The organism is Caballeronia sp. 11_S32, from assembly GCF_056930355.1.
Genome location: NZ_JBXOWH010000001.1, coordinates 579,832 through 592,509, shown reverse-complemented (window position 1 = coordinate 592,509; position 12,678 = coordinate 579,832). Strand labels below are relative to the sequence as shown.

Below are 12,678 nucleotides of genomic sequence, written 5' to 3'. Positions count from 1 at the left end.
TTGATGCAGCAACGCTTCGCTCAATTCACACAAGAGACATCACGATGAAAAAACGTACCCTGCTCGGCATGCTCACGCCTTCGTCCAACACCTCGCTCGAACCGCTGACGAGCGCGATGGTTGCGAATCTGCCAGGCGTGTCCGCGCATTTCGCGCGCTTTCCGGTGACGGAGATCTCGCTCTCCGACCAGGCGCTCGGCCAGTTCGACGATTCGAAGATCCTGCAAGCCGCGCAACTGCTCGCCGATGCGAAAGTGGACGTGATCGCATGGAACGGCACATCGTCGGGCTGGCTCGGCTTCGAGGCCGACGAGCGTCTGTGCCGGCGCATCACGGAAGCGACCGGCATTCCCGCGACCACGTCCGTTCTCGCGCTGAACGAAATCCTGAAGAAGACCGATGCGCGCGAGTTCGGTCTCGTCACGCCGTATCTCGACGACGTGCAGGAGAAGATCATCGCGAACTATCGCAGCGAAGGGCTGAACTGCATTGCGGAGCGGCATCTGAACCTGAAGGTCAACTTCTCGTTCTCCGAGGTCGAGGCCGACGAAATCCGCCGCATGGTGCGCGAAGTGGCGAAGGACAAGCCGCGCGCCATCTCCATCTTCTGCACGAACCTGAACGCGGCGCATCTCGTGCCCGAGCTCGAAGAAGAAACCGGCATTCCCATCTACGACACGATCGCAACCGTCGTATGGAAATCGCTGCAGCTCGCCGATTACGACACGCGCAGCGTGAAGGGCTGGGGACGTCTCTTCAGCGAAGTCATCTAAAGGGATATGCCATGTCGAACGATCTCGACTTCGTGATTCGTCACGCCGACGTCGTCACCGCGTCGGACCGGTTTTCGTGCGACATCGGCATTCGCGAAGGCCGCGTGGCGATGCTCGGGCACGGCCTGCCGAGCGCGCCGCGCGAGCTTGATGCGAGCGGAATGCTGGTGTTGCCGGGCGGCGTCGACGGCCACTGTCATCTCGATCAGCCGATGCCCGACGGCCTGCGCATGGCCGACGATTTTCTCAGCGGCACGCGTTCCGCCTTGTGCGGCGGCACGACCACGGTGATTCCGTTCGCCGCGCAGGCGAAGGGCCAATCGCTGCAGGCCGCCGTGGACGACTATCACAGCCGCGCCGAAGGACGCGCGCTGATCGATTACGGCTTTCACCTGATCGTCGCCGATCCGACGCCGCATGTGCTCGCCGAAGAATTGCCGTGTCTCATCGAGAACGGCTACACGTCGTTCAAGGTCTATATGACCTACGACGATCTCAAGCTCAACGACCGTCAAATGCTCGACGTGCTCACCGTCGCGCGCGAGCACGGTGCGCTCGTGATGGTGCATGCTGAGAACTCGGACTGCATCGGCTGGCTCACCGAACGATTGCTGGGCAAAGGCCTGCATGCGCCGCACGCGCATGCGCTCGCGCGGCCCGCTGTCGTCGAGCGTGAAGCGACGCATCGCGCGATCGCATTCGCCGAGCTCGTCGACGTGCCGATTCTCATCGTGCACGTATCGGGCGCGGATGCGATCGAGCAGATTCGCTGGGGACAGTCGCGCGGCCTGCCGATTCTCGCGGAAACATGCCCGCAATATATGTACTTGACCGCCGACGATCTCGGCCACGGCGAGTACGAAGGCGCGAAGTGCGTATGCAGTCCGCCGCCGCGCGATCCCGCGAATCAGAACGCAGTGTGGAAAGCCTTGCGTCAGGGCGTGTTCTCGCTCGTGTCGTCCGATCACGCGCCCTTCTCTTACGACGACCCTCAAGGCAAGAAGCCGGGCGGCAAGGAAGTCTCGTTCGATCACATTCCGAACGGCATTCCAGGGCTCGAAACGCGCTTGCCTCTGCTTTTCAAGGGCGTTAAGGAAGGACGCATCTCGCTGCATCAGTTTGTCGAGTTCACGTCGCTCGCGCCCGCGAAGCTCTATGGCCTGTATCCGAGGAAAGGCACGATCGCGGTCGGAGCGGACGCGGACATCGTCGTGTGGGACCCGGACAAGCGCGTGACGATCGCCAATGCTTCGCTGCATCACGCGGTCGATTACACGCCTTATGAAGGTATCGAAGTGACGGGATGGCCGCGTCACTGCTTTTCGCGCGGCGAGCTGCTCGTCGAAGACGGCAGGCTCCTGAACGTGAAGGCCGGACGCGGACACTTCCTGCCCGCGGGCAAACCCAACCTCGAATGAAGGTGCAAGCGATGAAGCTCATAGCGACTTCAATGGCGGCGGCGCTCGTTTGCGTCACCGCGCATGCAGCGGGCGACGCATGGAAGGACATGCCGGGCGCCGTGCCCGAATCCGTCGGCGTCGATTCGGCGCCGCTCGTGCGCATGTCGGAATGGATCCGCGCGGACAAGATGGATGTGCGCAGCCTCGTCGTGGTGAAGGACGGGAAGATCGTGTTCGAGCGCTATGGCGACGGCCTCACGCGCGACAACAACTACGAGCTGTATTCGGTCACGAAGACGATCACGTCCTTGCTCGTCGGTGTGCTCGAAGGCGAAGGCAAGCTGAATCCGTCGACGAAGGTCGCGCCGCTCATTGCGAAAGCGCGGCCCGATCTCGCCGCGCAACTCGCGGACAAGCAGAACATCGAGCTTCGCCATCTTATGTCGATGTCGAGCGGTCTCAGCTATCAGACGCGCGAAGGCACGGATCCGCTCTACTACGGCGCGCCGGATCGTCTGCGCGTCGCGGTGACGGCGCGCGCCGCGAAAGCGCCGGGCGCGGACTTCGATTACATCGACGTGAATCCGGTGCTGGTCGGCACGGCGGTGAGCGTGGCCGCGCACGAACGCGAGGATCGCTTCGCGCAGAAGAAGCTGTTCGGGCCGCTCGGCATGTCGCATTACCGCTGGACCGGCGTGGATGAGACCGGCGCTGTCGCGGGCGGCTGGGGCTTGCGTCTGCGCGCGGTCGATATGGCCAAGATCGGCATGCTGATGCTCGACAACGGCCGCTGGCAAGGCAAGCAAATCGTGCCGCAGGCGTGGATCAAACAAATGAGCACGCCCTCGCCCGCCGCCGCCGATTACGGCTATTACTGCTGGATTCAGCACGTCGTCGAGAAGGGCCAGCCGGAATTCGGCGCGATGGGCTTCAAGGGGCAATTCATCACGGTGCTGCCGAAACAGCATGCGGTCGTCGTGATGACGAGCCTGTTGCCGACCGATGGCGGCCTGCGCGACGCCACCTATCTCAACCAGTACCGCCACATGGTGAATGACTTCATCCTGCCCGCGCTGACGCCGGCCACGCGCCCCGTCGCAACGGCTGCGAAGACCGAGGCACTGAAGGAAGAACTCGAACGCAGCAACAAGACACAGGGCGTGCCGGGAACCGCGGCCGCATTCAACGACGCACCCGAGACCTGATCATGAAGAAACCTCTGCTGCTCACGGCCATCGTCGCGTTATCGCTCGCGAGCGCGCATGCCGCTGCACCGCTGCACGAAGCCGGTCTCACGCAGGCATCGCCGGAAGAAGCGGGTGTCGATTCGCGCGAACTCGTGCGGCTCTCGCAATGGATTCGCGAGCAGAAGCTCGATGTCTACAGCCTGCTCGTCGTGAAAGACGGCAAGCTGATTTTCGAGCGCTACGGCGCGGGCGCATCGCGCGATTCGAACTACGAGTTGTATTCGGTCACGAAGTCCGTGACGTCGATGGTCGCGGGCATGCTCATCGGTCAGGGCAAGGTGAGCCTCGACGATTCCGTCGCGACGCTCGCTTCGTGGCGGCCCGACTTGCGCGCCGATTTCGCCGACAAGCGCAACGTCGAGCTGAAACATGTGCTCTCGATGTCGAGCGGCCTGCATTACGACTTCAAGCCGAAGGACGATCCGATCTATTACGCCGCGCCCGATCGCCTGAAGCTTGCCGCAAAAACGAATCCCAAGGCCGCGCCCGGCTCGCAGTTCGAATACACCGACATCAATCCGATCCTCGCCGCCGCGATGCTGAGCGCCGCCGCGCACGAGCCTGTGGAACGCTATGCGCAGGCGAATCTCTTCGGCCCGCTCGGCATGAAGCACGCGGTATGGGAGCGCGCGGACCGTTCGGGTCTCGTCTCCGCCGGATGGGGCCTGCGGCTGCGCGCCGTCGACATGGCGAAGATCGGCATGCTCGTGCTCGATCATGGCCGCTGGCAAGGACGCCAGGTCGTGCCGCAGCAATGGATCGCGCAGATGACATCGCCCGGTGTTGCGCCTTACTTCGGCTACTACTGGTGGATCAACAACATTGTGCAGCGCGAGCCGGAATTCGACGCGATGGGCTTCAAGGGGCAATTCATCACGGTGCTGCCCGAGCGCAAGACGGTGATCGTGATGACGAGCGTGATGTCCGTCGATGGCGGCTTGCGCGATGCGAAGAATCTCCAGACGTTCAGGCAGATGGTGAACGACTACGTGATTCCCGCGCTCGACAATGCGCAGCATGCGCGGCCAGCGAAGGAGCGTCGCGACGCCTTGCAGCATGAACTCGCAGTCAGCGCGCATACGTCAGGCGTGCCCGGCACGCAAGTGGACCCGACTGATCTGCCGAAGCTCTGAACTCAACGCACGCCGATCTTCCAGACAGTGACCTCGTGATACTCGTCGCCGGGCTTGAGCTCGGTCGACGGGAACGTTGGACGATTCGGCGAATCCGGGAAATGTTCGGCTTCGAGCGCGAAGCCATCCGTCTGCCGGTACGCCGCGCCCGACATGCCGATGACGCTGCCGTCCAGACCGTTGCCCGTGTAGAACTGAAGGCCCGGCTGCGTCGTGTAGACATCGAGCACGCGTCCGCTCGACGGATCGTAGGCGCGCGCCGCGAAGCTCGGCTCGCCGTTACGCGGGCCGTTCTTGTTGAGCTTCCAGTTGTGATCGTAGCCATGTGCGTAACGCACTTGCGGATGCGACGAACGCAGCCGTGCGCCGATCGGCGTCAGGGCGCGCAAATCCAGCGGCGTGTTTTCCACACTCACGATCTCGCCGGTCGGAATCGAATCGGGACGTGTCGGCGTGTAGCTCGATCCCGCGATCATGATGAGCTGCGCTTCGACACTACCGCTGCCCTCGCCCGCGAGATTGAAGTAGCTGTGATTCGTGAGGTTCACGACGGTCGGCTTGTCCGTCTTCGCGCGATAGTCGATGCGCACTTCGTTATCGTCGGTGAGCGTGTAAGTCACATCGACGGTGAGTGTGCCGGGAAAGCCGTTCTCGCCGTCTGGACTCACATAGCGAAGCTGCACGCCCGCGCCCTGCGCGCCCTGAAACGTCCTGACCACGGTCCAGACCTTTTCGTCGAAACCGCGCGGGCCGCCGTGCAACGTGTTCGGCGGCTCATTGACGGGCAGCTTGTAGCTGCGCCCTTCGAGCTCGAAGCGTCCATCCGCGATGCGGTTCGCATATCGTCCGATCAACCCGCCGAAATGGATCTTGCCGTTGTGCTTCTCATAGTCGCTGAGCGAGCTGAAGCCGAGCACGATATCCGCGCGACGCCCGCGCCGGTCCGGCACATCGAGACGCGTAACGATGCCGCCGTACGTGATGCAGTTCATCGTCACCCCGCGCGCGTTCGACAGCGTGTATTGAGCGACCGCCTGTCCTTGTTGCGTCGCGCCATACGGTGCGGAAACGACGGACGCCGCCGTTGCGCGACCCGGCATCGACGTTACGCAAGCGAGAGCAGCCGAAGCCGCCAGGGCAACGGCTTTCCTGGTGTATGACATGAGCGGCATCAGTGAATGATCGTTCGATACGGCTTTGCGGCGCGCATCGCGTCGCGGCCGGGAGATCGAGAAGCGACGCGAGCATCGCCTATGCCTGATCGCGTGGCCGGGCACGCGCGATGCGCCCGATGTTCGCACTCAATCGATGAAGACGACAAGGAGCCATTCATGACCGAACAGACCGATCGTCAAACGCCGCCGAAGCAGACGCCCGAGGATCCGAACGTGGCTGATCGCCGCTTGTCCGACGAGCAGCAGCAAGCGATGAAGAACGAGCCCGCGCCGCCGAAGCGCGATCACCGAGGCAAGGAGAACGAGTTGCCGAATCCGAAGGACGTCGGCGAAGCGGGATGAGTGCCCGGTCCGCGTGACGTGCGCGCGCCACGCGGATTCCAAAGGCCAGATTAACAACGTACAAATTACATGCTGCTCGCTGACGGGGCGAGCGGCAATGCCGCATGCCGGCGTTATTGCTTCACTTTTGTTGTATGGTATCCCAAGCTATCGCAGACTCCGATGCCGCGCCCGGCGACGCGTTTCGCCCGAATAAGGAAGCAAGGACGCCCATGCACGATCCTGCTCATTTTCTGCCGTCGTTCGTGTGGCGCGCGGCGCGCGACGGTGTGATCCAGTATGCGAATCCGTGGGCTTGCCGGTATCTTGGCGTCCCGTCTCCGGAGCTGGTGGGGCGGCATTGGAAAGCTTTTGTCCATCCGGACGACATCCCTCCTGTTCTCGATGCGCTGCGTCAAATGCGCGACGGCACGCTGCTGCGCAATGTCGACGTGCGTCTCCTGCGCAACGACGGCGCCTTTCGCTGGCACACGCTGCATCTGCAGGCGCGGCGCGACGAAGAAGGAGAGATCGGCGATACGGTCGGCGTAGCCATCGACATACACGAGTGCCGTCACGCATGGGCGATGTACGAGGCGAGCGAGCGGCGTCTGCAGGCCGCGTTCGCGGGCGCGCGCATGGGCGCGTGGGAATGGGACATGCAAACGCGCGTCGTGCGCATGACCGCGCAACTCGCCGCGCTCTACTCGTTTCCGCCCGGCACCGAAGCGGTCCTGCTTTCGGAAGTATGGGACCGTGTCGCGCCGGAATATCGCGAGCCTTTCCAGCGCAAGCTCACCGAAGCATTGCGCGACGGCGGCCCGTTCGAGTTCGACTTCGTGCTCGAAGGCCAGCAGGGACAACGCCGCTGGCTGCGCATGCGCGGGCATCCCGAGTTCGATCGTCATGGCGTGCTCGCGCGCGTCTATGGCGTGAGCTTCGACATCAGCATGCAGCGCGCGGACGAAGAACGTCTGAGCCTGTCGGAGCGGCGCTATCGCGCGCTCGTCGAGACGACGGGCGCGCTCGTCTGGTCCGCCGATGCGAACGGCGAGATCCGTCCATCGGGCGGGGAATGGGAGGAGTTCACGGGCACGCCGCCCGACGAATTGTCCGGCTGGGGCTGGCTCGATTACATCCATCCCGACGATCGCGAGCGCACGCATCGGGCATGGCTCGATGCCTTGCGCGAAGGCACGGCGCGCACGCTCACCTTTCGCATGTATCGGCGCGACGGCGCTTATCGCATGGTCGAGGCGCATGCCGCGCCGCTCTACGACGATAAAGGCAACCTGCAGGAATGGTTCGGCACGACGACCGACGTCACGCCGCGCTATGAGGCCCAGGCCGCGATCGAAGCGCGCAGCTTGCGTCTGACGGTGGCGATGCAGGCCGCGCATATCCGCATCGCGTCGTTGGAACTCGCGACATGGACGCTCTTTCTCGAAACCGGCGGCGAGCGCCAGATCACCGAGACGCTCAGTTACGAGGCCGCGCTCGCACGCGTGCATCCGGAAGACAGTCCGGCACTCGATCGCTACGTGCGCGGCCTCGCGCAAGGCGCGGACCCCGACGGCACCTTCGAGTTCCGCGTGCGCAACATGCACGGCGAGCAATGGATGCAGGGCAACGCGCTGCTCCAGCGCAGCAAGGACGGCCAGCCGTTGCGCATCATCGGCAGCGTGATCGACATCACCGAGCGCAAGCATATGGAACTGATGCTGCGCGAAGCCGGACGCCGCAAGGACGAATTCCTCGCGATGCTCGCGCATGAACTGCGCAATCCGCTCGCGCCGTTGCGCACGGCCATCGCGCTTCTGCAAAAGGATCAGGACGGCGAGACGCATCTGCGCGAACTCATCGATCTGATGGGCAGACAAGTGGAACACATGACACGCATCGTCGATGATCTGCTCGAAGTCTCGCGCATCACGCAGGGGCGCATCGCGCTGCAAGTCGAGCCGATACTCGTCGGCACGGCGGTGTATCACGCGGTGGAAGCGATCGCGGGCATGGTCGAGTCGCGCTCGCAGAACATTCAGGTCGATGTGTCCGACGCGACCACATGGGTATGCGGCGATCCCACGCGGCTCTCGCAGATTCTCGTGAACGTGCTGAACAATGCTAGCAAGTACACGCCCGAGCAAGGGCGCATTTCCGTGAGCGTGCAGGCGGACGATGCGTGGGTATCGATCGTCATTGCCGATACGGGCACCGGCATTTCGTCCGATCTCCTGCCGAAAGTGTTCGAGCTTTTCTCGCAAGGCGAGCGCACGCTGGACCGCTCGAACGGCGGGCTCGGCATCGGCTTGTCGCTCGTGAAGAAGCTCGTCGAGATGCACAAAGGCACGATCACCGTGCAAAGCCCGGGGCCGGGCCTCGGCACGACGGTGACCGTGCGGCTGCCGCGCGTCTCCCATCACGAACGGCATTCGGCGCTCGCCCTTTCGGAGACGAGCGTGCGCGAGACGCGCGCCGCGTTGCGCATACTCGTCGTCGACGATAACCGCGACGCCGCCGATTCGCTCGCGATGCTATGCGAGTCGGAGGGACATGTCGCGCGCGTCGCGTACTCGTCGTCCGAAGCGTTGGAGGCCGCGCCCTTGTTGAAGCCCGATGTGGCGCTGCTCGATATCGGCCTGCCCGATATCGACGGCTACGCGCTTGCGCGACGCCTGCGCCGCAAGGGCGACACGACGCCTTTGCTGATCGCGATCACGGGCTATGGGCAGGCAGAAGACCGGCTGCGCGCGCAATCGGCGGGTTTCGATTACCACTTCGTGAAGCCGGTAAACGTGGACAGCCTGCTCAAGCTGTTGTCTTCGCTGACAGTCACGCGCTGACGAACCTCGCTCTACAATGGGCGTTCGATCAACGCCTTCGAGGACGTCATGACGCACAAGCCCATCAGCCGCTATCCCGTTCCCGATCCGCGGGAATGGCCCGACGATATCCGCGCGCGCATTCTCGAAGTGCAGGACAAGGCGGGCTTCGTGCCGAACGTGTTTCTCACGCTCGCGCATCGTCCCGACGAGTTCCGCGCATTCTTCGCCTATCACGATGCGCTCATGTTGAAGGACGGCGGCCTGACCAAGGGCGAGCGCGAGATGATCGTCGTTGCGACGAGCGCGGTGAACGATTGCCTCTATTGCGTCGTCGCGCATGGGGCCATTTTGCGGATCTATGAAAAGAACGCGCTCGTCGCGGATCAGGTGGCGGTGAATCATCGCAAGGCGGATATCACGCCGCGTCAGAAAGCAATGCTCGACTTTGCGTTGAAGGTGTGCCGCGCGTCGGGCACCGTGGACGACGATGACTTCACCGCACTGCATGCGCATGGATTCAGCGATGAAGATGTGTGGGACATCGCGGCGATCACGGCGTTCTTTGGCTTATCGAATCGCATGGCGAATGTGATGTCGATGCGACCCAATGACGAGTTCTTTTTGATGGGGCGTGTGCCGAAGGAGCCGAAGTAAGAACCCATGCGCCTCCCTCCGCTGAAAGCCATCATTGCGTTCGAAAGCGTCGCGCGGACGAAAAGCGTCAATCGCGCCGCCGACGAACTCGGCCTCACGCCTTCCGCCGTCAGCCATCAACTGGCGAATCTGGAGAGCATCGTCGGGCGTGCGTTGTTCACGCGGCTCGGACGCGGCCTCGTGCTCACGCCGACCGGCACGCAATATCTCTCCGATGTGACCGGTGCGCTCGCTGAGCTGAATCGCGCGACCGAGCGCGCGTCGAGCGAAACGTCGGTCGAGATACTGCGGATTCATTCGAGCCCGAGCTTCGGGCTCATGTGGCTGTTGCCGCGTCTCGCCGCGTTTCAGGAAGCGAACGGCGACATTCAGATGAACCTTGCGTGCTCGTATGAGAATGTGTCGTTCACGTCCGGTTACTACGATATCGATGTGCGTCACGGTTATGCACATTGGACCGATGTCGAAGTGAAGACGCTGCGCCATGAAACCATCGCGCCGCTTGCATCCCGCGCTTATCTCGAGCGCTTTCCGGTGTCATCGCCTGACGATCTTCTGGAGCGGCGGCTGATCTTCTCCGAATCGCCGCTCGTGCAATGGCAGCAGTGGTTCGGCAAGTTCGGCGTCGCGGTGAAGCGCAAGGCGTTCGATTTTTCGTTCGACCGCTCGTATATGTCGCTCGAAGCGGCGGCGCTGGGGCATGGGATCGCGCTGGAGAGCACGATGCTCGCGTCGGTGCATCTGGAGCGGGGTTCTTTAGTGCCTGTGTTCGGCGAGGAGTATGCGGTTGAGGTTGGGGCGCATCATCTGGTTTACCCGAGTCAGAATGCGGGGCTGCCGCGGGTGGCTAAGTTTCTTGCCTGGATGGATGAGCAAATCGAGCGTCGCACCCACACCTGAAAATTTCTCAGCAATACCTGAACCAAACTCCGTTGATCCTCAGGTCAAAGGCGACGAAACTTCGCCTACACCCAAACAAATCCACGGAGACAACGATGTTGCTCGAGAACCAGGTAGTGATCGTCACGGGCGCGGCTTCGGCGCGCGGTATCGGCAAGGCAACCGCCAAAGCGCTCGCCGCGCAGGGCGCACGCATCGTCGTGCTGGATCTGAAGGAAGGCGACGCCCAAAGCGCCGCGAACGATCTGGGCGAAGGTCATCTCGGCCTCGCCTGCGATGTCACCGACAAGGCCGCGTGCATCGCCGCCGCCAACGCGACGATCGAGAAGTACGGGCGCATCGACGTGCTCATCAACAACGCGGGCATCACGCAGCCGATCAAGACGCTGGAGATCGGCACGGATAACTTCGATGCCGTCATCGGCGTGAACCTGCGCGGCACGCTCAACATGTCGCAAGCCGTGATTCCGCAGATGAAAAGGCAAAAGAGCGGAAGTATCGTGTGCATGTCGTCGGTGTCGGCGCAGCGTGGCGGCGGCATCTTCGGCGGGCCGCATTACAGCGCGGCGAAAGCCGGCGTGCTCGGTCTCGCGAAGGCGATGGCGCGCGAGTTCGGCGGCGACGGCATCCGCGTCAATTCGATCACACCGGGCCTCATCCAGACCGATATCACCGGCGACAAGCTCACGCCCGATATGCGCGCGGACATCATCAAAGGCATTCCGCTCGGCCGGCTCGGCGAGGCAGCCGATATCGCGAACGCATGCCTGTTTCTCGCGAGCGATCTTTCGTCGTATCTCACGGGCGTCACGCTCGATGTGAACGGCGGCATGCTGATTCACTGATCGCACGAACCGGCGCACTCGGAATAACCGAGGCGCCTTGCCAGCAACATGGTTGGAGACGCAGATGAAATCCAAACTCGCCACACCGGCGGCAAGTGCTGTATTCGCATCGTCGGAAGATGCAAGCAGCTTCGAATCCAAGACCTACGCCAAGGTCGGGCGCCGCCTCATTCCCTTCCTGATGCTGTGCTATCTCGGCGCGTATCTGGATCGCGTCAACGTCGGCTTCGCCAAGCTCCAGATGCTCAACGATCTGCGCTTCAGCGAAACCGTCTACGGCATCGGCGCAGGCATCTTCTTTCTCGGCTACTTCCTGTTCGAAGTGCCCAGCAACGTGATTCTGCATAAAGTGGGCGCGCGCAACTGGCTCGCACGCATCATGCTGACGTGGGCGGTGATCTCCGCGAGCTTCGTGTTCGTGAAGTCGCCGACCATCTTCTATGTATTGCGCTTTCTGCTCGGCGTCGCCGAAGCGGGCTTCGCGCCAGGCGTGATCCTCTATCTCACGTACTGGTTCCCCGCCGCGCGCCGCGCCAAGGCGCTCTCGCTTTTCTTCATGGCGATTCCGCTCGCGGGTATCGTCGGCGGGCCGCTCTCCGGCTACATCATGCATGCGTTCCAGGGCGTGCACGGGCTCGCCGGATGGAAGTGGCTCTTCATGCTCGAAGCCTTGCCCTCGCTCTTCCTCGGCGTCGCGATCCTCTTCTATCTCGACAACGGCATCGCCGGTGCGAAGTGGCTCAGCGACGAAGAAAAGGCACTGCTCAAGCGCAACGTGGAAAAGGACAACGCGCAGACGGTCAAGCACGTGTCGATCCGCGCGTTCATCGGCGATCGTCGTCTGTGGCTGATGGCCGCGATCTACTTCTGTGTCGTGCTGGGTCAATACGGACTCACGTTCTGGCTGCCGACGATCATCCGCCGCACCGGCGTCGCGGATCCGCTGTGGGTCGGCATTCTCACCGCGATTCCGTATCTCTGCGCCATCGTCGCGCTGCCGCTGATCGGCGCGAGTGCCGACAAGCGCCGCGAACGCCGCCTGCATCTCGCGATTCCGATGCTCGTGTCCGCAGCAGGCTTCGCCACCTTGCCATTGCTCGGCGGCGTGGGCGCCTCGATCGTCTGCGTGAGCATTGCGGCAGCGGGCATTCTCGCGTCGTCGTCGCAATTCTGGTCGCTGCCCACCGCGGTGCTCGGCGGCATGTCGGCGGCGGCGGGTATCGCGGCGGTGAATTGCTTCGCCAATCTCGCGGGCTTCTTCTCGCCGGCGATCGTCGGCTGGCTCAACGACTTCACGGGCAAATCGACCGCGGGCCTGATCTTCATCTCTGTGGCTGTCGTGCTGGGCGCGGTGCTCGTGTTCTTCGTGCCCGCCAAGACCGTCAACCGCTGATTCAAATTCACT

General features: G+C 63.0%; 11 protein-coding genes. 10 read left to right on the top strand and 1 reads right to left on the bottom strand.

The window, feature by feature from the left end; genetic code table 11:
* Positions 1-44: 44 nt before the first annotated feature.
* Genes AC1Z32_RS02715 through AC1Z32_RS02700 form a run of 4 tightly spaced genes read left to right on the top strand, consistent with a single transcriptional unit; the run spans position 45 to position 4,553 of the window.
* On the top strand, positions 45-773 hold the full coding sequence (locus AC1Z32_RS02715; protein ID WP_483477165.1) for a maleate cis-trans isomerase family protein: 729 nt from the start codon (positions 45-47) through the stop codon (positions 771-773).
* A gap of 11 nt (positions 774-784) precedes the next feature.
* Positions 785-2,191 carry a dihydropyrimidinase gene (gene hydA, locus AC1Z32_RS02710; protein WP_483477164.1) on the top strand — a complete coding sequence of 469 codons (1,407 nt, stop codon included), beginning with the start codon at positions 785-787 and terminating at the stop codon, positions 2,189-2,191.
* An 11-nt stretch (positions 2,192-2,202) separates the two neighbouring features.
* Positions 2,203-3,378 (top strand): serine hydrolase domain-containing protein, encoded by a 1,176-nt coding sequence (locus AC1Z32_RS02705; RefSeq protein ID WP_483477163.1) that lies wholly within the window; start codon positions 2,203-2,205, stop codon positions 3,376-3,378.
* Between the two features lie 2 nt (positions 3,379-3,380).
* The gene (locus AC1Z32_RS02700; RefSeq protein ID WP_483477162.1) at positions 3,381-4,553 is read left to right on the top strand and encodes a serine hydrolase domain-containing protein; all 1,173 of its coding nucleotides are present in this window, start codon (positions 3,381-3,383) and stop codon (positions 4,551-4,553) included.
* Between the two features lie 2 nt (positions 4,554-4,555).
* On the opposite strand, the gene AC1Z32_RS02695 is transcribed toward AC1Z32_RS02700, so the two are convergent.
* Positions 4,556-5,653, bottom strand: coding sequence for an aldose epimerase family protein (locus tag AC1Z32_RS02695; protein ID WP_483477161.1), 1,098 nt, complete (start codon positions 5,651-5,653; stop codon positions 4,556-4,558).
* A gap of 231 nt (positions 5,654-5,884) precedes the next feature.
* Between AC1Z32_RS02695 and AC1Z32_RS02690 the strand changes: the two genes are divergently transcribed.
* From AC1Z32_RS02690 to AC1Z32_RS02665, 6 genes are all read left to right on the top strand, one after another.
* The gene (locus tag AC1Z32_RS02690) at positions 5,885-6,070 is read left to right on the top strand and encodes a hypothetical protein (RefSeq protein ID WP_483477160.1); all 186 of its coding nucleotides are present in this window, start codon (positions 5,885-5,887) and stop codon (positions 6,068-6,070) included.
* A gap of 212 nt (positions 6,071-6,282) precedes the next feature.
* Entirely contained in the window at positions 6,283-8,892 is a 2,610-nt protein-coding gene (locus tag AC1Z32_RS02685) for a PAS domain-containing hybrid sensor histidine kinase/response regulator (protein WP_483477159.1), read from the top strand.
* Positions 8,893-8,940: 48 nt separating this feature from the next.
* Entirely contained in the window at positions 8,941-9,528 is a 588-nt protein-coding gene (locus AC1Z32_RS02680) for a peroxidase-related enzyme (protein WP_483477158.1), read from the top strand.
* Between the two features lie 6 nt (positions 9,529-9,534).
* Entirely contained in the window at positions 9,535-10,428 is an 894-nt protein-coding gene (locus AC1Z32_RS02675) for a LysR substrate-binding domain-containing protein (protein ID WP_483477157.1), read from the top strand.
* A gap of 95 nt (positions 10,429-10,523) precedes the next feature.
* The gene (locus AC1Z32_RS02670) at positions 10,524-11,273 is read left to right on the top strand and encodes an SDR family NAD(P)-dependent oxidoreductase (RefSeq protein WP_483477156.1); all 750 of its coding nucleotides are present in this window, start codon (positions 10,524-10,526) and stop codon (positions 11,271-11,273) included.
* A gap of 64 nt (positions 11,274-11,337) precedes the next feature.
* Entirely contained in the window at positions 11,338-12,666 is a 1,329-nt protein-coding gene (locus AC1Z32_RS02665; protein ID WP_483477155.1) for an MFS transporter, read from the top strand.
* The last annotated feature ends 12 nt before the right edge of the window (positions 12,667-12,678 follow it).